Source organism: Paenibacillus sedimenti, assembly GCF_014534655.1.
GTDB classification, from domain to species: domain Bacteria; phylum Bacillota; class Bacilli; order Paenibacillales; family NBRC-103111; genus Paenibacillus_E; species Paenibacillus_E sedimenti.
In genome coordinates, this window is the sequence record NZ_JACVVD010000003.1 from 686769 (window position 1) to 712743 (window position 25975).

At 47.0% G+C, this 25975-nt stretch carries 17 protein-coding genes and 2 pseudogenes; 2 read left to right on the forward strand and 17 right to left on the reverse strand.

The features are described from left to right. Positions 1 to 137 precede the first annotated feature (137 nt). From ICC18_RS11965 to ICC18_RS12010, 11 genes and pseudogenes are all read right to left on the reverse strand, one after another. A complete protein-coding gene (locus ICC18_RS11965; RefSeq protein WP_188174601.1) occupies positions 138 to 1481 on the reverse strand; it encodes an ABC transporter substrate-binding protein in 1344 nt (447 codons plus the stop codon). A 419-nt stretch (positions 1482 to 1900) separates the two neighbouring features. Continuing rightward, entirely contained in the window at positions 1901 to 3982 is a 2082-nt protein-coding gene (locus ICC18_RS11970) for a pectate lyase family protein (RefSeq protein WP_188174602.1), read from the reverse strand. A gap of 13 nt (positions 3983 to 3995) precedes the next feature. Beyond that, positions 3996 to 5189 (reverse strand): annotated as a pseudogene (locus ICC18_RS11975) (right-handed parallel beta-helix repeat-containing protein); the annotation flags it as partial. A gap of 93 nt (positions 5190 to 5282) precedes the next feature. Further along, positions 5283 to 5876, reverse strand: a pseudogene (locus ICC18_RS34525) (LamG-like jellyroll fold domain-containing protein); the annotation flags it as partial. 492 nt (positions 5877 to 6368) lie between these two features. Continuing rightward, entirely contained in the window at positions 6369 to 7298 is a 930-nt protein-coding gene (locus tag ICC18_RS11980) for a carbohydrate ABC transporter permease (protein WP_376745621.1), read from the reverse strand. A 70-nt stretch (positions 7299 to 7368) separates the two neighbouring features. Beyond that, a complete protein-coding gene (locus tag ICC18_RS11985; protein ID WP_223192536.1) occupies positions 7369 to 8232 on the reverse strand; it encodes an ABC transporter permease in 864 nt (287 codons plus the stop codon). Between the two features lie 214 nt (positions 8233 to 8446). Beyond that, positions 8447 to 10135 (reverse strand): ABC transporter substrate-binding protein, encoded by a 1689-nt coding sequence (locus ICC18_RS11990; RefSeq protein WP_188174604.1) that lies wholly within the window; start codon positions 10133 to 10135, stop codon positions 8447 to 8449. A 124-nt stretch (positions 10136 to 10259) separates the two neighbouring features. After that, positions 10260 to 12023, reverse strand: coding sequence for a sensor histidine kinase (locus tag ICC18_RS11995; RefSeq protein WP_188174605.1), 1764 nt, complete (start codon positions 12021 to 12023; stop codon positions 10260 to 10262). Continuing rightward, positions 11995 to 13614: a response regulator gene (locus ICC18_RS12000; RefSeq protein WP_188174606.1), complete on the reverse strand. Its 1620-nt coding sequence runs from the start codon at positions 13612 to 13614 to the stop codon at positions 11995 to 11997. Before ICC18_RS12000 ends, ICC18_RS11995 begins: the two co-directional genes overlap by 29 nt. A gap of 175 nt (positions 13615 to 13789) precedes the next feature. Next, positions 13790 to 14791 carry an endo-1,4-beta-xylanase gene (locus ICC18_RS12005; RefSeq protein WP_312029520.1) on the reverse strand — a complete coding sequence of 334 codons (1002 nt, stop codon included), beginning with the start codon at positions 14789 to 14791 and terminating at the stop codon, positions 13790 to 13792. An 88-nt stretch (positions 14792 to 14879) separates the two neighbouring features. Next, a complete protein-coding gene (locus tag ICC18_RS12010; RefSeq protein WP_188174608.1) occupies positions 14880 to 16922 on the reverse strand; it encodes a stalk domain-containing protein in 2043 nt (680 codons plus the stop codon). A gap of 195 nt (positions 16923 to 17117) precedes the next feature. Here ICC18_RS12010 and ICC18_RS12015 point away from each other — a divergent pair, with 195 nt between their 5' ends. Then, positions 17118 to 18257 carry a PQQ-dependent sugar dehydrogenase gene (locus ICC18_RS12015; protein WP_188174609.1) on the forward strand — a complete coding sequence of 380 codons (1140 nt, stop codon included), beginning with the start codon at positions 17118 to 17120 and terminating at the stop codon, positions 18255 to 18257. A gap of 134 nt (positions 18258 to 18391) precedes the next feature. Here the strand turns inward: ICC18_RS12015 and ICC18_RS12020 are convergent, their stop codons facing one another. The 6 genes from ICC18_RS12020 to ICC18_RS12045 all read right to left on the reverse strand — a co-directional run bounded on the left by ICC18_RS12020 (position 18392) and on the right by ICC18_RS12045 (position 23268). Further along, complete coding sequence (locus tag ICC18_RS12020) at positions 18392 to 19174, reverse strand: SDR family NAD(P)-dependent oxidoreductase (protein WP_188174610.1); 783 nt, start codon at positions 19172 to 19174, stop codon at positions 18392 to 18394. Positions 19175 to 19246: 72 nt separating this feature from the next. Next, positions 19247 to 20212: a class II fructose-bisphosphatase gene (gene glpX, locus ICC18_RS12025; protein WP_188174784.1), complete on the reverse strand. Its 966-nt coding sequence runs from the start codon at positions 20210 to 20212 to the stop codon at positions 19247 to 19249. Positions 20213 to 20275: 63 nt separating this feature from the next. Next, positions 20276 to 21064, reverse strand: a complete 789-nt coding sequence (locus tag ICC18_RS12030) for a pyruvate, water dikinase regulatory protein (RefSeq protein ID WP_188174785.1) — start codon at positions 21062 to 21064, stop codon at positions 20276 to 20278. Between the two features lie 27 nt (positions 21065 to 21091). Then, positions 21092 to 21727, reverse strand: a complete 636-nt coding sequence (locus ICC18_RS12035; RefSeq protein WP_188174786.1) for a helix-turn-helix transcriptional regulator — start codon at positions 21725 to 21727, stop codon at positions 21092 to 21094. Between the two features lie 340 nt (positions 21728 to 22067). Then, a complete protein-coding gene (locus ICC18_RS12040) occupies positions 22068 to 22607 on the reverse strand; it encodes a chromate transporter (RefSeq protein ID WP_188174611.1) in 540 nt (179 codons plus the stop codon). A 16-nt stretch (positions 22608 to 22623) separates the two neighbouring features. Further along, positions 22624 to 23268 carry a chromate transporter gene (locus tag ICC18_RS12045; protein WP_188174612.1) on the reverse strand — a complete coding sequence of 215 codons (645 nt, stop codon included), beginning with the start codon at positions 23266 to 23268 and terminating at the stop codon, positions 22624 to 22626. A 1018-nt stretch (positions 23269 to 24286) separates the two neighbouring features. Here ICC18_RS12045 and ICC18_RS12050 point away from each other — a divergent pair. Further along, positions 24287 to 25900 (forward strand): coiled-coil domain-containing protein, encoded by a 1614-nt coding sequence (locus tag ICC18_RS12050; protein ID WP_188174613.1) that lies wholly within the window; start codon positions 24287 to 24289, stop codon positions 25898 to 25900. Positions 25901 to 25975 lie beyond the last annotated feature (75 nt).

The following is a 25975-nucleotide window of genomic DNA, read 5'->3' on the forward strand; positions in this document are numbered from 1 at the left end:
ACACTCAGTAATAGCTTAAATTGAAACGTTTAACATGTCAAGATGGATACAACAAAAAAATAGAATAATTTCCCTGCAAAAAAGAAAGGGAACCCTTCGCTAATGAAAGGTTCCCTTTTTTGGCCGCTCAGCAGCCGTTATTTTTTATTTTTTTCCAGGATCGCATTCGCATCCTTGCGGAATTTGGCCGCTGCTTCTTCAACGGTCGTTTTCTTGTAAAGAATTTGCTCACTTGTCGATTTCAGCAGCTTCTCGACTTCGATCGAACCAATTGGATTCGGTGGATCCATTGGGCTGCTGTTTTGTTCAGCCCAGGCAACATAATCGAAAATTTTCACTTCATTCGGACTCAGGATCGGCTTAAGTGCTTCCTTCACTTTGGAGGATACCGGCACGCCTCGGTCACCTTTAATCAGTTTGTTCGCTTCAACATCGTTGACGAAGAAGCTGATGAATTTGGCCGCTTCTTCTTTTTGCTTGGAGCTGTTAGTAACCGAGAAATACATGCTAGGTTTCATGAACAAACCTTTATTTCCGTTACGTCCAGGAAGCGGAAACAGCTCAAGCGGACGATCTTTCACCAAATTGGCAACAGCCAGGAATTGATTGGACCAACCATGACCTGAAACCGCTTTGCCAAGCAGGATTTCATCTTCTTCGGCAACGCCTTTCTTTTGCGCTTCTTTATCGAGTGAAAGGATATAGCCGCTATCATACCATTTTTGGTAGCGCTTGAAGTAGTCAATAAGCGGTTTGTCATCCGAGTAGCCAAGAGCCGTGCCATCCGCATTGTACATTTTTTGATCAATCGTTCTTAAGTAATAAGGGAAGAACACTTCGTGACGGAATGCGAAGCCGCCTACCTGTTTGCCTCCTTCTTTGGCTTTAGCCGCCAACGTTTCAAAATCGTCCCATGTCCAATCTTTGCCTGGAACCGCGGCTCCCAAGCCTTTAATCGTATTCACATCCAATGTGGTGCTAAGCGCATTTACGCCTAAGTTCATGCCTACAAGCTTGCCGCCGTATTCACCGCCGGATAGAGCGTTCGGGCTGACAGAGGAAACGTCAAGAATTCCGTTTTTCGTGTAAGGAGCCAGGTCTGCCAACTGATTTTTCCCGCCGTATTGAGCCAAGTACGAGATATCCATCTGGATCACGTCAGGCAGTTGGTTCGCTGATGCTTGAGGGGCCAACTTTTTCCAATAATCGTCAAACGTCGCGTATTCCGGCTCGATTTTCACGTGCGGATTCTGCTTCTCGTACATTTCGATCACTTTCAGCGTGTAATCGTGGCGCGATTGTCCTCCCCACCATGCAACCCGCAGCTTGATCGGATCTTTGCTTGCCGCAGGCGTTACGGTAGCCGCAGCCTTGGCCGGTTCGCCGCTAGCTGCAGGCGCTTTGGTATTTGTACCTGAAGAACAAGCAGCTGCTGTGAACAGCACAGATAACGAGAGTGCTAACGTTAAAGCTTTTTTCATCTCTGTTTCCTCCCCTAAAGTCGCTTGATTGTGGATAACGCTTACATGTTTATTATCCAACTTTAAGGAGAGAAGTTTAATGCAGAAATCGGAGATGTTTGTTCAAAAAACAGTGATCATATGAAAAAACTTCCCCAGCGCATGTGAAAAATTTATAAAAAAAAAATAAAACCAGATCCGTTTCTCTTACGTAGTACTCTTCATGCATGGCATTCTAACAAGTCAGGGAGGTTTCTTGCTTATGGCAACTACATTAGCTTTTCACCAAACCGCTTCGATCCAGGACTTTATCTCCATGTTAGTCTGGTATTTACGTAAGAGACGAAGAGCGTAGCTTGAATATGGATTCCTCCTATAAAAAGTAAGAAAAGGGCTGTTCCCCTGTAGAATTTTTCTGCTCGGGGAACAGCCTTTTTGTTCTAATAACTTACTTTTAGCCAATTGGTCTTGGACCAACTTAATTTACCGGATCCAGCGCCGTCTGACGCGGTGAGTCTCGATTTCAAAGTCGATGCATCGTCAGCGTTGTAGCTATAAGGCAAGGTCGAAAATCCATTCCAGGAGAAAGGTTTAACTGGTGCAGGTACCGGTGCTAGCGGGCTCCCTGTCGAATCGCTATTTCCCCTAAATGTGGATCCGTCTATTGTATAGATCGTATCAACAGCAAGAATTTTGCCTGTATAACTGGCATCTGCCGGATCTGTCTGATTGTTGCGCACAGGAGAAGCGACATCGATAATTTGAGATTTTTCAATCATTACGGCTCCATCCTCAGTAGAAATAGCTCCATTGCTTGTTACGCCGAACTTATAACCTTGTCCTGCCAAGGCCGTTTCCATCGCAGGCGTAATTTTCTTCTTCGCTGCCCAAGCGACAGCGTTATCCATCACGATGTTGTAGGCGTGGGCATTCCCCCCGCGGAGACGCGGCATCCGGTCTTGAACATCCTGATAATAGTTATGATGAAGCGTGACTTGCAGATTGGCATTATCGGTAGCAAACTCCGTTGATCCAACGAGATGCCCTTTTTTCTGTCCGGCTGCAATTGCAATAATATCCGCTTTGCTTAACCCGATTGCGCTGCTTCTTAGATAAGCATACATCGGATAAGAAGACATATTCGCTTCCATCTCGTTGATTTGCTGCGTAACCCAACTGTTTGCGCTCTGATCGTCTGCCAAGAAAGAAGACCACGATACCGTTACGCCGTTACTGCCCTTTTTTACATCGAGTACGCCGTCATAAGCTTTACGGAATGTACAATGGTCTATCCATACTTTGGAGCTGGCGCCCTCAATAGTCAGGTAATCCCAATCATTTTTGTCGTAATTTCCTTTGGTCGATTCATCCCACTCCCACAGCTCGTCGAATTCCAGATTGCGAATAATCAGATTGGAACTATATTTCACGACAAAAGAAGCATGTTTGATTTTCGCGCCGTTTGCTGAAAAGATCGTCAATCCGTTGAAGCTGTCGATGTAGATTTTACTTACGCCAGTGCTTTTAAGCACAGGATGTGTGAGAGCCGCGTTATGAACGCTGAAAGGCGATACTTGCGCTGCTGCCGGTATCTCGTTCCATCCCAGATTTAAATCATTCATGATTTCAATGACACGAACGCCAGACCCTTTCTTAAGGGCTAGAGCAAGATCAGTGGCATTGTAAACCTTTTTATAAGCTGCATCCGTTTCGGCAATCGTTCCTCCACCCGTGTTTCCAACTGAAAAGCCTGTTAAATTATACGAGCTCAAGGTGCCAGGCGTTGGGGTGGCTGTTGGGGTAGCCGTTGGGGTAGCCGTTGGGGTAGCCGTTGGTGTCGCCGTTGGCGTTGGCGTTGCTGTTGGGGTAGCCGTTGGTGTCGGCGTAGAAGACGAACCGTCCGCAACCAGTACTTGATCAAATTTCGTTACCGTTTTGTATGCGATAAGACCTACAGCCCCTGATGATAAGCTATTGTCAGTAACCGATAGCTGCAAAGTACCATCTACGTACATTTTGATGGATGTGCCAACCATCTCCAACTTCACGGTGTACCAGGTACCAACCACAAGCGGATAATTCGTTTTACTCACTAACGTCGTAGTGGAGCCGCTTACTTTTTTGCGGATTTCCAAAGTTCCTCCACTGCTATTATAGAGAGAAGCTGCATAGAAGTTATTTCCGTCTTTGTACCTGCCAGCCACATAAGCCCGATTGGAGCCATTGAAGTTCTCTACCTTCACTTTGGCTTCAACGCTGTAGTCGGTCCAAGACTGGCTGCCGGCAGAGGTACGTCCCTCGCTGGTGCTGGACTGACTGTAGACGTAATTGCCCGCGTCCTGAACCACCGACCAACTGCCGCTCGTAGGCGTCCACCCCGTCGCCTGGCCATCGTCAAAATTGCTGCTCAGCAATGTCGCCGCATTAGCCGGAAAGGCAAGCACCAAAGACAAAAGGATCGCCCCGCATAGTATCCACGCGATAGATTTATCAAACTTTTTCACTCGTACAATTGGATTCATTCGTCAGCCTCCTCTAGGGTTCAACCCTGCCGATATTCGTGCCGCTTGGCGTTCCTGCTCCGATCAGATCACTGCCTGTAGCAAGCTTCAAAAAGTTGCCCAGATTTGGAGACCCGTCTGCATTGCGCGTCAAAGTCGGCGTTAAGCTCACGAAATCAGCGTCGCTGGCGAGGAGACCGCTTGCATTCGTGCTTACATTGTTTTTCCACCATACATTCGTGCTCTGAACATCGGTGCCGCTTGTTTTATCGCTGGAAGAGCCTTTATAAGACAAGTTATTCGTAAATTGATGCGTTCCCAAATCAAATGCGAAATTGCTTTGTCCATTGTTGTAGGATGTATTATTTTTCAAAGTAATGGTGCCCGGATTGCTGTTGTAGGTGAAACCATGTTTCTTGTTCTGATAAGCCACGGAATTCGTTACCACGTGATTAACGGCGATTTTTTCACCGCCTAATTTGTACCCGTTCCCGTCGCTATTACTAGTCGTACTTCCCGAAGAAGTCTGGCCGTTGTGATGAGCGACACTATTTCTGATTGTCACGGTTCCGATGGGCCCGGTCTCGGTTTTGGTGTATAAATCCCAGCCATCGTCCGTATTGTAAGCGGCAATGCAACCATCGAACACGTTGCCTGTACCCACCGTCAATTTTGCCGCAAACCCGTCCGCATCCTCCCCGTTATCCGGGTCAAAATTATCGTGTGAATACGTATTAATGATTTCATTGTTGCTAGGCCATTCGCTGTCAGCCGCGGTGGAAGCATATCTGCCAAGCTGCACGCCTGTATCTCTGTTGTGATGTACATCCAGATTTTCTAACCGATTCGCGTTCCCGGCAACATAAATGCCATTATCGGCAGCGCCTTTAATCTCCAGTCCCTTAATGGTCCAATTGCTGCCGTTGACTTGGAGTCCTCTGGCATTAAGCGATACGTCTGAAGCGTTGTAAGTCTGTGAAGAGAAATCCAAAATCGGCTTCTCTGAAGCATATGGAGCGATTTGTTTCTTGGCACTTGCTGTTCCGTTGTTCGTCCGATCAATTGTGATTTGCGTAGAATATGCGTAAGTCCCGCCTCTTAGATAGATGATTCCGCCTGGCGCGACTTTCGTTAAAGCCGCAGTCAATGTCGTAGGGCTCGCAAGCGTTCCCGGATTACTGTCGGTACCATTCGGAGCGACATATACTTCGCCGGCAGCAGGCGTTGGTGTGGGTGTGGGAGTAGGTGATGTTGACGGCGACGGCGTCGGAGTGGCTGTTGGCGTAGGACTCGGTGATCCTGAAGTATCCGATACTACCACTTGATCGAACTTCGCAGCAGTTTTATAGGCAATTAATCCAATCGCACCTGAAGTCAGGCTCGAATCTGTAGCACTAAGTTCTAAGGATCCGTTAACATACATACGAATCGTCGAACCTGTCATTTCCAGCTTCACGTTATACCATGTCCCTGTTGCCAGAGAAAAATCTTTGGTAGCTAAAGTCGTTGTGGAACCGCTTACTTTTTTACGGATTTCAAGCTTGCCTCCATTGCTGTTATACAAAGACGCTGCATAGAAATTGTTCCCGTCTTTATACCTTCCGGCCACATAAGCACGATTCGAACCATTCCAATTGCTCACGTTCACCTTGGCTTCAACCGAATAATCAGTCCATGCAGAATTGCCGGCTGATGCACGACCTTCGCTTGTGCTGGTCTGCTGGTACACGTAGGATCCACCGTCTTGTACAACCTCCCAGGCACCGTTCTGTGTCGTCCAGCCAATCGCGTTGCCATCCTCGAAATCATCAATGAATAAATTCGCTGCAAAGGCTTGTGGAATAAGCAGTATACCTGCAATTAAGGATGCAATCGCTGCAGATGCGATCGTCGGTGCGGTCATCTTTTTTTTCATTATTCACTCTCCTGCAAATGTAGTCACTTCGTTAGCAATTATTTACTTGCCTTAGTACTAACAATGCGATAATAATAATCCGTTCCATCCACTCCTTCCCAATAGATTTCTCCTGGAAACCAAGGAACCATCGTCTGTCGGTCTTACATCTTAGATATATCCCGTTTTTTCAATTGCAGCAATAATCATCTTACGCTCTAATGTTATTTCTCAGATAAAACAGGTACTCTCAGCATTCGATAATCAGCAGCTCAGATGATAATCACTGGAACACTTTTCCAGTTCGCACGCAAAAAAACCGTCCAATAGGACAGCCTGGGATGATTATCTTAATGAAAAATCAGTGAACAATCGTAGTCCAACCGTTCAGCCTACGATCAAAACTAATCCCCCCACAGCAGTTATGCTGCTGTGGGGGGATTAGTTTTTTACCAGCTGCACATTACCCATAGCACTCGCTTAGCACCTGAGGGAAAAGTTAACCGCGTCCGATCAACCCTTCACGCCGCCCACAGTCATTCCTTTAACAAAATACTTTTGCAGAAATGGATAGACCATAATGATTGGAACGCTTGCGATGATCGTCATCGTAGCGCGGATCGCTGTCGGAGTCACCGTCAACGCGTTCGTATTTGCGCTATTGGCGAACACCTCCGCCGCCGATTGGGTCTGCGTCGTGTTCGTATTTTGCAATATTTTCATAAGCTCGTATTGCAATGTGCTCAAATAATCTTTGGAGGAGTTATACAAGAAAACATCGAACCAGGAGTTCCATTGTCCAACTGCGCAAAAGAGAGAAACTGTAGCCAAAACAGGCACGATTAGCGGAAGAACGACTCTTATGAACATTGCAAAATCACCCGCCCCGTCAATACGGGCCGCTTCCAATATGCCGTCAGGCAGTCCTTCAATAAATGAACGAATCACGATCAGATTAAATACCCCGATAATGCCTGGAATAATGTATACCCAGAAGCTTCCCAACATACCGAGGTCACGAATCAACAAATAACCAGGGATTAGTCCGCCGCTAAAATACATCGTGAATATAAAAGAAATCGATACGAATTTGCGCAGCACGTATTCCTGACGGGAGATCGTAAAGGCGACCATAGCCGAGCAGAACACAGTAATCACTGTTCCTAGCACCGTTCTTAATACTGAAATGAAAGACGCTTGTATGATCAAAGCTTCGCTAAACACATATTTATAATTATCCAGCGTCCACATGCGGGGCAGCAAATAGATGTCGCCGCGAACGGCATCATTCGCATCGTTGAGAGATACAGCGAGCGTGTTGACAAACGGATACAACGTTACGACAACTAAACAGATCATGAAGAGGAAATTGCAAATATCGAAAACACGGTCTCCGAATGAAGAATAGCGTATGCGCGAGCCTTTATTCGTCACAGCTTCCACACCGTACACCTCCTATTTTTCTATGGGGATATATAGGGATCTTTGACCGGAGATCAAAGTCTCACCTTATTTAGAACAATCTGGCTTCGCCGGCGCGCTTGGCAATTTGATTGGCGCTGATCAAGAAGATGAAGCTGACCACTGTTTTGAAAATGCCTGCTGCTGTTGCAATCGAGAAGTTGCTTAAGGATATCCCGTATTTCAATACAAAAATGTCAAGATTCTCCGAATAATCAGCGGTCATTCCGTTTCCAAGCAAATATTGCGGTTCAAAGCCCGACTCTAGAATGTGCCCTAGGTTCATAATGAGCAATATGATAAAAACCGGTTTTATTCCTGGGAGCGTAATATGCAAGATACGCTGAAATCTCCCTGCTCCGTCCATTTCCGCGGATTCATACAGTGCGGGATCGATCGTCGTCATGGCCGCCAAAAAAATGATCGTATTCCAGCCGACATTCTTCCACACCTCGGACAAACCGAGAATTCCCCAGAAATATTCACCCTTGCCGAGCCACAGGATCGGTTCGCTAATCAAATGTAATTTTAATAATACAAAGTTGACAATACCGCCGTCCGTTGAAAGTGCGCCCGAGATAATGCTCGCGGCAACAACCCAGGAAACAAAGTGAGGCAAATAGCTGATCGTCTGTACGACTCTTTTGAAAATGAGTTGGCGCAGTTCATTGAGGAGAATGGCTAATGTAATGGCTGTAACGAAGCCCAGCACAAGGTTGATCGTGCTCATCGCAAGCGTATTGCGCAGTACGCGAAGAAATGTCTCATCTTGAAACAGAAATTTAAACTGGTCAAAGCCGACCCAGGTTTGTTCCGAGAACTTTTGGGCGGGACGATAATTTTGAAACGCGATCGTCCATCCCCAAAGCGGAACGTATTTAAAAATAAACAGCCAAATCAGAAAAGGGACCGACATGGCAATCAGCGCTTTTTGTTTGCCAAGTTTTTGAAAAAACAAGGCCAATCCCGTTGATTTCCCGGACAGCGAATTTCTGCCCTTTAGGGTACTTGTCGTAAGGCTCTCCATGGAAAATCACTCACTCCTCCAATAAGTTAGCATGTTATTTATCTGGAAAAAAAGGGACGCATGACATTGAACCATGCGTATTGTGCCTTGCGTCCCGTGTCACTTATTTCGACCAGTCGCCGGATGCGCGAGCTTGCACGATTTTGGTTACAAATGCTTCATACCCTTTGATATCCAGCTTGCTTGCCTGAGATGAATAATCGCTCCATGCTTTTTCAAACTTGTCGGGTGCAGAGAGAATCATTTCAGGATAAGCCTTCTTCTGAAGATCGCTCATTTTTTGCTCGAAAATTTGCTCCGGCGTACCTTGTCCCTTGTTAATGCTCCATGCAGGATACCATGGACGATCATCCGGTTTGCTGAATAAATCCGTAAAAACTTTCGCATTGTACGCCTTCAGGAGCGCCTTATCCCCTTCCGTAAAGTTCTTCTCTGCAACGACCGGCTGCTTGCTCGGATCATACGCATTGTTGCCTTTCACTACAGAAGAGTTACCGTAACGAGGCCAGCTATAGGCAAACTCTTTCAGACCGAAATCTTCATAGAACTTAGGATCTTTAATTTTCGCGATTTGCTCATCCGTACGGTAGAACATACCATTATCATCGACTTCATAGGTTTGACCTTTAATGCCCCATTGCACAAGTATCTGGTTCTCTTCTTTTAGCATGTTGTCCCAGAATTTGATAATGCGAACAGGATCTTTAGCGCTCTTCGTAATTCCGATACCGCGGTTGTTTACGAAAGAAGGCGGATCGAGGTATTGATCCTTAATTCCTTTATCAAACACGATCGGCAGAGGCATATACCGTTTATCGTCGATGCCTGCTTTGGCCAAGTTATTGCGGGCGTCGCCCACTTGCCAGTCATATGCGAAGTATCCGAGAACGCGGCCGGAAGTCAACTTTGCTAAATATTGGTCTTTGTTCATCGTGAACGATTCTTTATCGAATAAACCTGCCGCGTTAACTTCATTAAGCTTTTTCACCCAGCGCTTGGTTGTTGCTTCGTCAATTGCGACCGTTTTCGCCTCGCGCGTCTTCATATCGATCAGAAGACCGCCGTCATTCGGATACCCTGCAAGATGGAACGCCGGGTTTGTAATCGTAAAGAAGTTCGTATCATAGGTCAATACAGAGAACCCGATGGTGTCTTTTCCATCAACTTGCGGATGCTTCTCTTTGTACTTCTTGATGACATCGAAATATTCGTCGAGCGTCTTGATTTGGGGATATCCCATTTCCTTGAGCACACCGCGTTGAATCCAGAATGCGCCCTGGTCTACGTTCGGGTTCGCGATAAAGCCTTGGTTCGCGCTGTAAGGAAGGTGATGGATTTTTCCGTCTTTTTGCTTCATTTTGTTAAAGTATGGGCCGTATACGCGTTTGATGTTCGGTCCATATTTTTCAATCAAATCGTCTAATGCGATGAATACGCCCGCATCCATAAATTTGTCAATTTCGCCCTCAGGTGAAATGACGTCTGGAAACTCGTTGCCGGCAATCATAACGCCTGACTTGGTTTTGGATTCCCCTACAAGCGTCTCAACCTTGAAGTTGACTCCGGTCTGCTTTTCCAATTCTTTACCGATCGGCGTTTCATTCGTGTTGATGTTCTTCCCGGCACCGAACCTGTAATAGGTAAATGTAACCGGTTTGTTGTCATCCGCAGCTGCCGCTGTGCTGCCAGGTGCATTCGAAGCGGCAGGGGCTGCAGTGTTCGAACCGCTGCAAGCGCTTAACGAAAGCGTTAACATTACACCGACTGTGAGTAAGGATAAACTTTTTTTCATACTTTGCTGAAACTCCCCTCTCAAAACGAATCTGTTGTTGTAAGCACTTTCATTATAGTAAATCGTTCTCGGCTTGATTACCCTGTAAAGTTTAGTATCTTCTTAGTAAAGCATAGGTGTATGATCAGAGGTTCGGCTGCACCGGCATCGTAATGGTCACGATGGTGCCTGACCCGTCTTCGCTATCGATTCGGACATCGATGGAGCTGCCATAATACAATTTCAATCGTAAAAAAGCATTCTTCATTCCCACGTGCTCGCTGACATCATCACCGTTCGTCATATATGCGTTCAGCAAAGCTACTTTTTCTCTAGGCATCCCAATCCCGCTATCGGAAATGGTAAATCTCAGCAAATCGCCCATTCTTGTTGCTTTCAGTTCAATCGTACCCTGACCTTGCAACGGCTCGATGCCGTGGATGCTTGCATTCTCGATAAAGGGAAGCAGCGTCATTTTCGGAATTTTACAATTATAAACCGACTCGTCCACTTCAAAGTGATAGCTCAGCTTATCGCCGAAACGGTACTTCTGAATTTCCAGGAAGCAGAGAATCAGATCCAGCTCATCCCGGAACGTGACCCAATCCCCGCCCCATTCCAAGGAACGGCGGAACATTTTCGCCATATTCTTAATAATCTTGGCCGTTTCGTTCTCTTGCTTCATCAAGCTTCGCATGCGAATAGTTTCTAAAGCATTGAATAAAAAATGAGGATTTATTTGGCTCTGCAGTGCGTTCAACTGCGATTGGCGTTGCTTCAGCTCCAAGTCTTTTTTCTGGATATCGGCGATATAGACATCATCGATCAAGCTCTTGATTTGCACGGTCATCCGGTTAAACTCTCTGGTGAGCTGGCCGATCTCATCTTTGGATTCGGGCTCGCCTATGAGCTCGAAATTTTGGTTTTTGACTTTTTTCATATGCACAAGAATGCGGACCAGACGCGCGTGAAGCGAGTGAGAAATCCAGATAATGATCAGCGTCGGCAGCAAAATGTTCACCAGCGCCAAATATACGACAAACTCTTTCGACTTACGCACGGCATCCAGCACATGCGAGTCGGAAACCAGTACGATGCGCCAACCTTGCAAATAATTCACGGTGTAAGTGCGTTCCAGAACCATTCCATCCTTAGGTACCGGTACAGTCCGAAAGTTCGTGTGCCCCCGGGTCCAGTCGACTTGCGTATCGGTCGTATACTCGATATCGCCTTCCCCGTTAAGCAGGTACAGCTTCCCTTGCAGGGCTTGATTTTTGAACAACTGCTTGATGGCATCCGGGTTCAGATCGATTTTGAGCAATTTGTTAAAGGAGCTCGGATGGTCAAAATAGTTCAGCTGACGAATGATGCTGATGCCGCTGAATAACGCATCGCTGCCCCCGCTGCGGGTCACAAGCGGATAAGGCTGACCTTCGCGATGCAGCTTCTGCAGCTTGCGGTACCATTCAGTCTCGCGTATCACATCCGTTAGCGGATGCATGCCGCCGGAATCGAGGATCGTCGGGTTCGAAGTATATAATTGGACGGACTTAATTTCGCTGTAAACCGAATTGTATTTATTCACATTAGCTGAAACCTGATTGTTGTACACCCGTACAAAATCGATCGTTTCCTCATATCTTTGCTCGAGTACTTCGTTCAGTAAACTGTCGGTATAAAAAACGGACGAAATACCGACCGCGTTATCGACGCTCGCCCGGAAATCGTCCTTTAATTTATCCAGATTTAGAGAAATGTCTTCGGTTTTTTGACGCTCCACGTTATGCGTCGTCACGTTGTAAAAAATGATGTTCGTCAGCAATATGGGAATAAAGACGCACAGAACATACAGCATAAGCAGCTTATTGCGCAGGCGGACATTATGAAGGTGAAAGGATGGTTGTCTCATGGCTGTATTCGCCTCGTTTGGTCAGTAGTTTTTTGCGATATTCCGAGGGAGGCATTCCCTCTATTTTTTCGAATTGAGCAACGAAATAATCCGCATTGTTGAAGCCTACCTTCTCCGCAATCTCGTAGATACGGAGGTCGGTTTGACGGAGCAGCTTCTTGGCTTCGCCGATGCGAATGGAGAGCAGGAATTCATTGAAATAAACGCCGTATTTTTTCTTGAACAGCTGCCCGACATATACAGGGTTCATGAAAAATTCGGCGGCAATGCTTTTGAGATTAATGTTTTCCTGGTAATGGTACTCAATGTAGCATTTGATTTTATGGATACTGCCTTTGGTCTGCTCGCCTCTTAGCTGTTCGATCATCCGTGCGCTCTCGGCCATAAACGAAGTGAATAACAATTGCAGATCACGGAAAGACAGCGACAGCTGGTCCCAGCCAAGCATCGGCTTAAGCGTCGTGAGAAGCTCAGTTTGTCCTTGCATCTGCTGCAATACACCTATGATCGCGTGTACATAACGATTAATGATCGTGCCTATAGCGTCTCTGCCCATCGATTTGGCTGCGATTTCGCCAAACAGGGTTATAATCGAAGCGCCAAGCCGCTCCATTTCCTGCTCTTCGACTGCTTCTTTAATCGCATGGAACAAGCTGGCATCCGGTTCAGAGTAACTGAGCGCCACCTTTTGTATGGATTCGTAAAGAAGCAGCCCTTTTAAGCTCGGCACATATTTATATTGCAGCGCTTCCTGCGTCGTCTGAACAGACTCCACAAGCGCTTTTATTTCTTTCACGCCTTTACCGATGTAAAGGGTGACCTCATCTTGCAAGCGACGTGCGAGCAAGCCTTGCAGCGCTTCCGCAAAGCGCTCGATACTGCCGCAGAATGGCTGCAGCCGATCACTCCCTATCAGGAAGGCGAATTGATGCTTGCGCAGCTGAACGACGAACTCATTCGGCGTTCCGGTCAGCGTTTGAAAGGCGTCAATGACGATATTAAGAACATCGCCAGGAGGAGAGATAGCGCTTTCTTTTTCAATTGTGAAACTCCGATTGATCTCTACGATGCCATATCGAAAAATAGTTCCTTTGGTTACCCGTACTTGCGCAGATAGCTCTTCCAGCGTTTTGGGCACCTGGTCGCCTCTGGACAATTGTTCGAATACGCCTTGTATGGTAAGTCGGCCACGAACCAACTGCTGGCCGAGCTCTTCACCGATTTGCTGGGCCAACCTGCGTAAAATCGCTTCTAACTCTTCCTCTTCAATCGGCTTCAAAATGTAATCGCTCACACCAAATCGAATGGCGGATTGCGCATAGGAAAAATCATTGTAACCGCTTAAAACAATAAATTTGCATGCGCTAATTCTCCGCCGCTTTACCTCTTCAATCAGCTGCAATCCGTCCAGCACCGGCATGCGAATATCCGTGATCACCACATCGGGCTGCTCGAACTCGATAAGCCGCAAAGCATCCTTGCCGTTATCGGCTTCACTGCAAACCCGAAAGCCTAGCGATTCCCAGTCGATTAATCCTAGCAAGCCTTTTCTGACATAGAGTTCATCATCCACCAGCATGACTTTCAACATGAAGATATTCACTCCCTTGATTACGAAAATGGAAAAGCGAGCCCGGCAGCGGACCGGACTCGCGAGGTCATATTAAAATGCGGCTGGAACTAAGCTATCGGCAACCGAGTAGGCTTTTGAATCGAATCAGGTTGCTCTTATTGTATCCCGTAAGCATGAATCCGGCAACATTCATTTATTTCATGATGTTGTGGAAAGACTTTTTGGGAACATGAAGGTTGTCAAAAAGAAACGGCCAATTTTTTCTGCCCTTGACCGGAAAATCGTCCAGCCATGTATGATCGTCCGCCGCTCCCCAGAACGTCACCGCCGTGATGATGCCCCGGAATTCCTTAAACAAGTCAAACATCTGCTCGTAGCGCTGCGCCTGCAGCTCCGCACTCGGTTCGATTAGGTCTGTGCGCCTGTCTTCATGCTCGAACATGGAAAGATCCAGCTCCGTAATCTGCAGCTGAACGCCAAGCGATGCGTAACGCTCGATGGCTTCGCGGATTTCGGCGAGTGTGGGGCCGTGAATGTTCCAATGTCCCTGCATGCCGATGCCGTGAATCGGTACGCCTTGGTCCAGCAGCGATTTGACGAGCGAATAAATTTTCTCGCGTTTTACAGGATTGGTTTCGTTGTAATCGTTATAGAACAGTACGGCGTTTGGATCTACGCGATGTGCATATTCGAACGCTTTAGCGATATAATCTTCGCCAATGATGTCGAGCCATTTCGATTTGCGCAGCATCACTTCCGCCGTATCCTCAATCGCTTCATTGACCACATCCCATGCGTATACTTGACCGCGATAGCGCTTCACAACGATTTCAATGTGCCGTTCCATCCGCGCTAAAAGCTGCTCTCTTGCGGCAGGCGCTCCGTTATCCCCTTGGAACACCCAATCCGGCGTCTGATTGTGCCATACGAGCGTATGCCCGCGTACTTTTTTACCTTCGCGTACAGCAAAATCCACAATGCTATCGGCTGCTTCAAACGTATAGCGATGCGGCTCCGGATGAATTTCTGCGAACTTCATCTGATTCTCGGCAGTCACGCTGTTATAATGTTTTTTCAGCAAGACGCCTTGGGAATGAATCGTTCGCGGCGTTACAGCCGCTCCGATGTCAAATATGCCCTGAAATTTTTCGAATAAAGAAGCTACTGCTTCCTGCTTGAATGTTACGTTCGTCACGTAAATCATCCTCCTAATACTTTGAGAAACCGTTTGCAAACATCAATTCCAGTATAATTGTGCGGTTTACGGATGGTTACCCTAGGAATTAAATCATTTCCTTTGAAAAGTATAGGAGGCATTTCAGACCATTCATGATTTTTGCCAAAAAGCCGTCGGCATGCACTTTGGCAGATGCAGTCCGATGGGGGTTGTCAGACGTCAAGATACTTACGGTACGTTCTGTTCCATCCCATTCTACGCTACCGCCGAATGCTTCGCCGATAAACCGGACCGGTGCCATCAGGTTGCCATTGACTAGCTCAGCAGGTGTCTCAAGATCAACGGTAGTGCCGTTTCTCTCTGCGGTTTTCTCCCCGATGCCGATACGAATGATTGTGCTTCCCTTGCTTCCAGTAGCTGTCTTCGTTGAAGGATCCCATGTAACCTGTGCTCCAAGTTCCACGAAAATGGCTCTCAGCGGGGCTAGCGTATAGCCTTCACGGATAACAGGCGGCTGCCCGGAACCCAAATCCTTGCCGTCAACTTTAACGTTGACATCCGATGATAATACGAGTGTCTTCGCATTTACCAACTTTCCGTTTTGATTGTGGACGTTAACTTCTAATTGTGCTCCTTCCGGTACTTCTCCTGCATGTAGATCAAGGTTGAATGGAGCGCGAGTTTGCGTTTGGATGACGGTTCCGTTCATCCTGTATTCCACTTTGCCGATAAACACCTCGGGAATACGAATGTATGGGACGATCCACACCTTCTTGCGGAATCTAAATGCTTTCTCCGCGTTCACGTACCCGATCGGCATGTCTGGCTTTGCACCTGTTGCGACCTTGTCAAGATAATAGGGGCTGGCAATAATGGACTTATATGCACCCATCATGATAGGATCGTCACGCAGCAAATAATCGTTGAGCGATTCCCGTGTCGTCATATTTTGGTTAAAGTAGGTAATCGCTTTGACCCGCGGGTATTTTTTGGGCATGACTTCATACAACCGGTCCAGGTTCGCGACCGCCCAATCCGTATGCGATTTACCATCCCGATTCGTTGTATGCGCCACGCCGGTTTCGCTGATCATGATCGGTTTCCGGTCGGCATACAACCTGTATGCCTCTTCAAGACGTTCCACTGGGCTCGTGCCATAACCGGGCAGTGAAGGCTGGCCGTCTCCATATGGCATCGTATACAAATTAACGCCAACCCAATCCACATAGAGGTCGCCGGGATAGTAGGCAGCCATCGAGTAGCGTGGAACGTCGTTTGGGCTCCACACCATGGCGACATTCGGCGCTTCTTCCTTCATCACTTCCGAAATGATGCGAAACTTTTCGATGTATTTGTCGGGATTGCCATGCCATATGACCCAGTTACCGTTCATCTCGCTTGCGAAACGAAGAAAAATAGGGATGCCCGCCGCATTCGCATCCTTAGCCCACTTACGGAGATGAGGATCGTCTTTCACTTCGTCCAGCCCATTCGACGGTTCCAAAGCAATCTGCAGCGCGGTACCGCTGCCGGCCTTTTTGGCATTATCCGCGTATCGCATCGGAAAATCACCGTCATACGGCGAGTAAGCTAAATAAATGGCATGGTTCTTGCCATAAATCGATTTGGAACGATCGAAATGGTTGCCCATCCCCGGATCAGTTTCGGAATACATACCGAGATATACGCCATACTCCGGCTCAAATTTGGCCAGCTCTCCTTGCTTTGGGACAGCCGCTTTCTTGATCGTCTCCAGTTGGTCGGTCGAAACATAGAGGTCGAGCGTCAACCGGAGCTCCTGTGCACGATACCAATCTTCTGCGCCCCAATCTTTGCCGGCATTCAACCAGCCATTGTTCTCGATCTCGTAATAACGGACCGCATTCGAATAATCGTGAACGGTTTCATAATACTTACCAAGCAGTTTCGCATAGAGGGCTGCATTCGTCCAACCGCCGACGGTCCCCTCACCAGTGAAGTGCTCAACGAGCTTTGCCCATAAGGGGGCGGCCTCGCTCATTTTACCTTCATCCGCGTATTTTTTCGCTTTCACTTCCATATTCCACCAACTATCGGCATAGACTAGCTGTGGTACCGGTGTTAACATTACGACTGCCAATAGCAGTACCGTCAATAACATTTTCTTCATGAAAAAGGCCAATGTCCTATTGCTTCGGAACGGTACCATGTCCTTCATCCTTCCATATTTGCCAAGACTACTATCAGGCGATTTCTCTATATACAGCTATTATAGTGAAAATTTAGTCCGCCGGATTCCGGTATATTTTGGCTAATAGAGCAGGAGAAGTGTTATGATGGTAATATACGAGGAGGAAGATCATTGATGAGAAAGATTGCAGTTGTTCTGATATCGGTATTACTCGGGATTACTACCGGCTGTACATCTAAAAATGCAGTGAACAGTCCGGCTCCGGCACCTGCTGCCACTACAAAATCAGATATACCCTATACGATGGAAACTATCGCCGAAGGACTTAACGTCCCTTGGGAAATGGATATCGCGAAGGACGGGCGCATTTTTTTCACCGAAAGACCCGGACATCTGCGAGTTATTGAGAAAGGCCGTCTGAACCCGGAACCGCTTATTACTTTTGAGGCACCCTTCATTAGTACAGGTGAGGGCGGATTGTTAGGACTCGCGCTCGATCCCTCTTTTATGGACAACCATTACATCTATGTTTATCACACCTACCGGGATAAGGATCAAATCAAAAATCGGGTGCTGAGGCTGATTGAAAGCAACAATAAAGCCCGGCTGGATAAAGTATTGATTGCCGGATTGCCAGGCGCTGAAAATCATAACGGCGGAAGGATCAAAATCGGTCCCGATATGCTCCTTTATATCACCTCAGGCGATCGGTACGATCCCCCTTTGGCACAGGACCTGAATAGCACGGGAGGCAAAATATTACGAATTGGCCTGGACGGCTCCATACCTGCCTCGAATCCATTCAAGAATTCACCTGTCTACAGCCTGGGACACCGCAACCCGCAAGGACTCGCTTGGCACCCGGAAACCGGACAACTATACAGCTCCGAGCATGGACAAACCGCACATGATGAGATTAATCTGATTGAACCGGGAGGCAATTACGGTTGGCCTCTTATTGAGGGGGAAGAATCCTCAAGTCCTGAGAAAGCGAATCTTAAGACTCCGCTCCTCCATAGCGGAAAAGAAACGTGGGCACCTTCCGGCGCTGCTTTCGTTCGTATTGGACCTTGGAAAGGCAGCCTTCTGGTGGCAGGATTAAGGGGAGAACGGCTTATTAAACTAAATCTAAAAGGACCAAAGTACGATTCAGTCGCGAGCGTGGAACACTTATTTCAAGGCATATTCGGCAGGCTTCGCAATGTGTACGAAGGACCCGACGGCTCTCTATATATCATGACGAACAACCGTGACGGTCGCGGCAAGCCTAAGCAAGGCGATGATAAAATCATTCGACTGAAGCCAAATTTTTGACAGCCTGATCAAAATAGGCGTAATTCGGGGGCGTCATGCCCCCTGCCTGTAAACCGCACAGAATTTCTATGCCTTCTCGTTAAAAAAGAGCCGTATCGCCTATCCAAATAGGCGTTACAGCTCGTGTTAACCATCTAGAGCGCTGCTCCTTTTCCACCATCCACGTTGACGGATGTGCCTGTTACGTAAGAAGCGGCTTCAGAGGATAAAAAGGTGATGACATTGGCAGCTTCCTCCGTGTTGCCGACACGTCCGAGCGGGATGTCATGTCGTGGATCACGCGCAAACTCTTCCCATGACTGATCGGGAGCGACACGCTTCCACACTTTCTCAATCTGATCGCTGCGGATCATCCCGATGCACACCGTGTTCACGCGAATGCGATCAGCGGCGAGATCTTTGCTCATCGCATTCGTTAAAGCAAGCCCGGCAGCGCGGCTAACGGAAGTCGGCAAGGAAGAAGCAGGCGGCGTTTTGGCGGCGGACGTCGTGATGTTCACAATGGAGCCCCCGCCAACCTTGCGCATATGGGGAATGGCATAGCGGGAGCAATGAATGGCTCCGAACAATTTCAGATCAAGATCCTGCTGCCAAGCGTCTGCACTTACCTGTTCAAATGGCTGGGCCGCCGCTGTTCCGGCATTGTTCACGAGAATATCCAACCGCCCGAATCGCTCTGCCGTCTGTTCCACCGCGCGCTTGCAATCCTCCTCGGAGCGAACGTCGGCCTGAACAAAAAACACCTCGCCATTCGTCGCTTCGGCAATTGCTGCAGCGGCCTCCTGAAGCTGCTCTACATTTCTGGCGCAGATGGCTACCTTGGCGCCTTCGCGCGATAAGGCAATCGCCGTCGCCAGACCAATTCCTTTACTGCCGCCTGTAATAAGGGCTGCCTTGCCCTGTAATCCCAAATGCATAGTCGTATGCTCCTCTCCAACAAGAACTAGTTCAAGCATACTCCTTTTTCGCCGTGATCTACAAGTTCCAGCTCAAGCGCTCCCAAGCCGGTAATCGTTCATATAATGAACGCATTGGATGAAACGAACCGTCTGCGTTTGCGCTCTCATCACAACGGAATGCGTTTGTGCGCGGTTGCCGTAAAGGTATTTGACCCCGCTCAGGAAATCGCCGGAGGTCACGCCCGTTGCGGCAAAATAGATATCGGAATCTCCGATCAAGTCGCTCATCCCGAGCACCTTGGACGGATCATCGATCCCCATGTCGATACAGCGCTGTTTCTCTTCTTCGTTGTCCGGCAGGAGCCTTCCTTGAAACTCACCGCCCATGCAGCGGAGAGCCGCAGCCGCCAGCACACCTTCAGGCGCTCCGCCGGAACCCACGTGCAGATCGATGCCGGTATCCGGGAAGGCGGAGGCCATTGCACCGGCGACATCCCCATCGCTCAACAAATGGATTTTCACGCCTAATCCGCGTAGAATAAGTATTTTATCCGCATGTCTTTTGCGGTCAAGAATAGATACAGTCAGGTCCGTGATATCCTTCTGAAGGATCTCTGCGGCTTTACGGATGTTCACATCCAGCGGAGCATCCAAACTCAGCTTCCCTGCCAAACGCGGACCTACAGCCAACTTTTCCATATACATATCCGGGGCATGAAGAAGCTTCCCCTTCTCCGCAATGGCAACAACAGAAAGGGCATTATTTCTGCCGCTCGCGACGATGTCCGTCCCTTCCAGGGGATCAACGGCCACATCATATTCCGGACCTGCACCGCTGCCTACCGGTTCTCCGATATAAAGCATTGGCGCTTCATCCATCTCACCTTCGCCAATGACGACAGTTCCGCGGAAAGGAATCGAGCTGAATATGGACCGCATGGCTGAGGTAGCTGCTTCGTCCGCGCAATGTTTGTTTCCTTTACCCGTCCAGCGAGCGGACGCCAACGCAGCATATTCGGTAACCCTTACGATGTCCAGCGATAAGTCTCTCTCCATCTCTCCCATCTCTCCCATCTCTCCATCCATCCTTTCATTAGAGGTTGTTTAAATTTGAATTAATCACATGTTGGCCAAAATCAAGCCTGCCGTTTCTTCGATGGCCTTCTCGCTTACATCAATGACCGTACAGCCAAGATCGCGATACAGCCCAATCGCAAATTCGAGTTCTTCCACAACCCGCTCCTCCGTTGCATATTTGGCGCCGAAGGGCAGTCCCACCGCTTTCAGCCGTTCGGTGCGAATGCGGACCAGCTGCTCCGGGCTCATTATTAAGCCGACCAGCTTTCGCGGATCTAACTCATAGATGACCGACGGCGGTTTTACTTCTGGTACCAATGGATAATTCGACACTTTGTAACCTTTGTGCGCTAAGTATATGCTAAGCGGCGTTTTGGACGTTCGCGAAGGTCCCAGCAGGACGATATGTGCCTGCTTCATCATACTGGGATCCTTGCCGTCATCGGAATTGACGGTGAATTCCACCGCCTCCACCCGTTGAAAATATTGTTCATCCATCTGATACAACAGACCGGCCTTCCGTTTGGGCGAATCCTTGAATGTATCGATGAATGCCTGCATCATGGGACCCATGATATCTATAGCGTTCACGCCGAGTCGTATCGTCTCCTGCCGCATCATTTCTCTAAGCTCCGGCAATACGAGTGTATAGGCGACAAAACCGTTAACCCGGGACGCTTCCTCCATCAAAGCGCGGATTTCATCCTCAGTCCGGATCGACCCGAAGCGTCTGACTTGAACTGTGCTCGCGTTAAACTGACGGATCGTTGCTTGTACCACGGTATTCGCCGTTTCCCCGACTGAATCCGAACAAACGAAAATCGTATGCATATTCTCTCCCAATCGAACTCCCCCTGATTAGTTCCCCAGCGCTACATCTAGCAGCAGTTTGGTCATCGTCGTTTTTGTAATTCTTCCTACAACTTCATTATGATCTGGTTCAACCGAGTGCTTTACTACAGGAATACTGTCAACTTGGTGGAAAATCATTTTGCGGGCCGCTTCCAGCACGCTATCCTCGGGACTCACCGTGATGATATTCGGATGCCTCGTCATCACGAGCGAAATCGGCATCGATGTCGCTGCCGCATTGCCGAGGGTGACTTTTAACAAATCCTTGCGAGAGACAATGCCAACCAGCGTTCCATTCGCGTTTACGATCATGAGGCTGCCGACATTTTCAAGAAAAAGCGTAACAACAGCGTCACTTACAGTGACTGTTTCCCTAAGGACGACAGGAATCCCCATCACATCCTTGACTTTCATCGCCTCCACGCTGATAAAAGGCGAATCTTCTTGAAGCGCCGCTGTTCCCAAAAAATAACCTACCTTGGGCTTGGCGTCTATATATCGAAGCATGACCAGCAGCGCAAGGTCCGAACGGATAGTCGGTCGGCTAATACCTAGCAATTCTGCGATGCGTTCGCCCGTAATTGGCGCATGTTTTTTGACTAGATCGATAATTTCCGTCTGGCGGGACGTAAGCTCTATGATGGTTCCCTCCCTGAATAATTCATATCATGATCATCCCTCTGCATTTTCGCTAGAAAACTTGCATAGGAAGCATAATCTATTGTAGCTCAACTATGCATGGAATCATACCCTTGGTCATACTTACTTTAGGTGTTTTATTCATTTAGTGTGTTACATTTAATATATATTGTATATTATAAATCATTTTTTTTAAATAATAAATTATTAAAAGCACATAAAATGATTTTAATTGCCTCTTTTTCAATATTTATGACATATTTCAAAGAGTGAGCCACGCATAAAAAAAGCCCCTAATATTGATATCTAGGAGCAAAATAATAAGCATGAATTCGTTTTATGCCTAATGAAAGAAAACGATGCCCATGACACCGGACAATAAAATAACCGTAAAAGGATGCAGCTTGTACTTAACGACGCCTACGACGACACCTATCGTTATGAGAACCATCGCAGCTTGATGCCATGAGAATATATCTTCAGCACCGCTTGGCCATCCAAAGTGTATGGCTGCAAAAATAATTAACCCCGTCACTACCGGACGCAAGCCGTAAAATGAAGATTTAAACCATTTATTGTGATGCCACTTGTACATAAACGCCGCAAGCAAAATAATGAGCAGCAGCGAAGGAAGAACCATCCCGAGCGTAGCAGCTATAGCACCGGGTATTCCCGCTGTCTCAAAACCAATGAGTGTCGCGCAATTCGTCGCGATCGGTCCGGGACCCGTACCTGCCAAAGTAACAGCATGATTAAATTGTGCCGGAAGCAGCCATTGATGAAGCTCCACTTCATGCTGAATGATAGGAATCATCGCATAACCGCCGCCAAATGAAATGAAACCAATTTTCAAAAAGGTGATGAACAGATTCCATAGAAGCATCTTGGACACCCCATTCTCATATGCCGTCCGCGATAAAATAATCCGCGTATTTATAGGAAGTGTCTGTCTTAGGTGCCGCCGCTTCTTTTACTAATGGATTCTGCATCCCCCATCTCTCCTTAAGCATCAAGACGATGATGCCGAGGAATAAGCCGAAGATGATGACCAGTATCGGGTGGATCGGTGCAAAGAGCAGCACTGCAACCGTACTGACTGCGGCAAGCAGCGTTATTTTATCAATAATGCATGACTTTGCCATTTTGTAGGCTGCCACTATGATAAGTCCTACGATGGCGGCTTGGATGCCTTTCAGCATGGCTTGTATCTTCGGATAATGCTCGACAAATGAATACAGAACACTCAACAGGAGGACGATCAGGAATGTAGGAAGCGTGATGCCGATTACGGCTGCGACCGCTCCCGCGATTCCAGCCAGATGATATCCGACCAAGGCTGATGTGTTTACGCCGATGCCACCCGGTGCTGCACCTGCAACAGAGAGAATTTCCGACATCTCTTCATCGTTCATCCATTGTTTCTTTGCAACGACTTCTCTCTCGATTGCAGGAATCATCGCATAGCCGCCACCGAACGTGACAGGACTAATACGAAGAAACGTCCAAAAAATGTCCAAGAGCTTTTTCAGATTGTTAATTGGCATGACGGTTGACCTCCCCTGCACTTAATTCTATTTTGAATGAAAGAAGAGGAAATGTCCAATTAATTTAACTAATTATATTTGTGAAAGCTGCTTATAATGCATGTGTTTCACCTATTTCAATTCCGATAATCCCGATGCATTACATATGTTTATTTTTTTTTGGTGATAAGTTACCATCTGTTAGGCGATTTCGTAAATTTTCATATTGCCTATAGTCCGTTTCGTTCGATTTGACTTGCCGGGAAAGAGATATTTTACGATTGGCCTTACGGTTAGAGCACCCGGTGAAGCTTATGGACGTACGGGCTCTCCTCCAATGTGGTTATGATACGGCCAGAAAACAACTTACAATGTGGAAAACAAAAAATGGCTCTTCCCGGAAGGGAAAGGAACAGCCAGATCATACGCATGGCGGGTTGATCCGACCCGTAAACCGCCTTTGTTGTAAGGGAAGTAGCTGTAGTAAGATTTCACCCAATTATGGATAGTTGGTTAGGAAATTAGCTGATGCAGTTCCATTTTACCCGCTTACCACGACTACTCCGAACTTGTGATCGTGCAAACCATCTTGTATTTAGGTAAAATCGGACTGCAGTTATTTTGGCTGAAATACATCTCCCCGCAATTGGGCGTTTTCGAACTACAAATATTCTGATTGACGCAGCATCTTCACAATTTGACGTTTTCGGATAGCAGTGGGAATTGGCTCATGAGGAAACGGATCTCTAAGAATTAAACTTTCCGAGTATGTTTGTAAGAAAAACCTAGCCTGCGGCTAGGTCCTTGTCTAAACCCATACGATTGAGCATGAGGGGGGGGGGGATGTTCATGGATTCTTTTTAGATGCTGAATTGGTCGTCATCGGTCTCATAAGTTGTAGTTCTCTTAAAGGATTTCTTGGAAATAGAAAAATCAAGAGATATTTATCCCTATCGTTGTCAATTGTAAAACGTCCTGAATAAAATACTACATCTAAAGTACTGCACTAATCATATTAACGATGAAAGGACAACGATAGATGACAACTAAAAGGACTTATAAACTTACAGACATCGCCAGCAAACTAAGAAAGAAGCGATCCATCGTGGTTGATTGGGCGAATCAATTTCATGAATATCTTCCGACTGTTGGAACTGGCAGTTTCCTCAGGTATACAGAAGAAGCCGTTGAGACTTTTGAGATCATTTCCAAGATGAAGGATGAAAACAAAACGATTAGATATATACACGATCAGTTACAAAGCATGAATCAGACGGCTGTTATACAGAGTAAGATGTTAGAAAAACCTTCGACGTCAAACAGTAATAACTCGAGTGTATATTTAAGCAGAGATACGAATGATCTGCGCAACATCATCCAGATTCTCAGTCAAAAGATAGAAGCTAATAAATTACCTAAATACTCGCTTGACACTTTACCAAGCAGTAATCATCAAGTCGATCACTTAAATAAAGAAGTAACGGAACTACGTGACGTTATTCAGATCCTTATACAAAAGGTCAATGTAGTTTTGGAGCAAGACGTCAGTAGTGAAATGACGACTATAGCAGAATCACTGCATATGCGATATGAAGGCGTTTATAAAGAAGTCATGGAACTGCGCAATGTTATTCAATTATTGCCGAAAAGGATCAATGACGTTTTGGAACAAGACCTCCGAAATGAAATGACTGCCATCATAGAATCGCTAACCAAGCGTTATGATGGCGTTTCCGGTGAAGTATCGGAGCTGCGTAACATCATCCAATTGCTTCCGCAACAGATCATTGATGCTTCGGAACAAAACGACACAAGTGAAATGACTGCTTTAGCAGAATCGTGGAATAAGAGATACGATAGCGTTAACGAAGAAATAATGAAACTGCATAGCATGATCCAATTACTTACGCAGAAGATGAATGAAGTCTTGGAACAAGACGTTGGAAGTAGAATAACTGATGTCGCAGTATCGCTGAACGAGCGATACGACAGCGTATATGAAGAAGTAACCGAACTGCGTAATGTCATCCATGTTCTTGCGCAAAAGGTTGTTGATGTGTTGGAGCAGGACGTCAGAAGAGAATTGACTGCCACAACCGAATCGCTGAATAAGCGATATGACGGAGTATCTGATGAAGTAACGGAGCTGCGCAACGTCATCCATCTTCTTGGGCAAAAGATGAATGATGTATTGGAACAAGACATCCAAGGTGAAATCACGGTCACAACTGAAATGCTGAATAGACGTTACAACGACGTTGCAGATGAAATTACACAGCTGCACAACGTCATCCATGTTCTTGGGCATAAGATGAATGATGTTTTGGAACAAGATATACGAGGTGAATTGACGACCACTACAGAATCGCTGAACAGATTGGAAAAAGACATCAAAAGTGATATTACAACGACAGTAGAATCGCTGAATAAGCGATATGACGGCATGACTGAAGAAGTAACGGCCCTATATAACGTCGTCCAGATTCTCACCCAAAAGATGAATGACATCCTGAAACAGGATATCCGGAGCGAGGTCGTGACCGCCGCAACCGACGCGTTGAAATCACAATTTAATGGCATTTCCGAGCAATTCATGCAGCAGCAAAGACAGATTAACGAAATGGCGAAATTATTAGGGTGGAAACCGTATTAACAATCCAAGCAAAAGGGCGCTGCAAGCTCATCCCGAGTATGCAAGCGCCCTTTCAACGATTTAAGTCGAGCCGTT

Excerpts from the sequence above, each read along its gene's own strand:
- ICC18_RS12020 (WP_188174610.1), bottom strand. The coding sequence starts at position 19,174 with ATGCATTTGGGATTACAGGGCAAGGCAGCCCTTATTACAGGCGGCAGT.
- ICC18_RS12000 (WP_188174606.1), bottom strand. The coding sequence starts at position 13,614 with ATGTTGAAAGTCATGCTGGTGGATGATGAACTCTATGTCAGAAAAGGC.
- ICC18_RS12040 (WP_188174611.1), bottom strand. The coding sequence starts at position 22,607 with ATGCTTCTATGGAATCTGTTCATCACCTTTTTGAAAATTGGTTTCATT.
- ICC18_RS12045 (WP_188174612.1), bottom strand. The coding sequence starts at position 23,268 with ATGCCAATTAACAATCTGAAAAAGCTCTTGGACATTTTTTGGACGTTT.
- ICC18_RS11965 (WP_188174601.1), bottom strand. The coding sequence starts at position 1,481 with ATGAAAAAAGCTTTAACGTTAGCACTCTCGTTATCTGTGCTGTTCACA.
- ICC18_RS11990 (WP_188174604.1), bottom strand. The coding sequence starts at position 10,135 with ATGAAAAAAAGTTTATCCTTACTCACAGTCGGTGTAATGTTAACGCTT.
- ICC18_RS12050 (WP_188174613.1), top strand. The coding sequence starts at position 24,287 with ATGACAACTAAAAGGACTTATAAACTTACAGACATCGCCAGCAAACTA.
- ICC18_RS11970 (WP_188174602.1), bottom strand. The coding sequence starts at position 3,982 with ATGAATCCAATTGTACGAGTGAAAAAGTTTGATAAATCTATCGCGTGG.
- ICC18_RS12030 (WP_188174785.1), bottom strand. The coding sequence starts at position 21,064 with ATGCATACGATTTTCGTTTGTTCGGATTCAGTCGGGGAAACGGCGAAT.
- ICC18_RS12010 (WP_188174608.1), bottom strand. The coding sequence starts at position 16,922 with ATGAAGAAAATGTTATTGACGGTACTGCTATTGGCAGTCGTAATGTTA.
- glpX (WP_188174784.1), bottom strand. The coding sequence starts at position 20,212 with ATGGAGAGAGACTTATCGCTGGACATCGTAAGGGTTACCGAATATGCT.
- ICC18_RS12015 (WP_188174609.1), top strand. The coding sequence starts at position 17,118 with ATGAGAAAGATTGCAGTTGTTCTGATATCGGTATTACTCGGGATTACT.
- ICC18_RS11995 (WP_188174605.1), bottom strand. The coding sequence starts at position 12,023 with ATGAGACAACCATCCTTTCACCTTCATAATGTCCGCCTGCGCAATAAG.
- ICC18_RS11985 (WP_223192536.1), bottom strand. The coding sequence starts at position 8,232 with ATGTCGGTCCCTTTTCTGATTTGGCTGTTTATTTTTAAATACGTTCCG.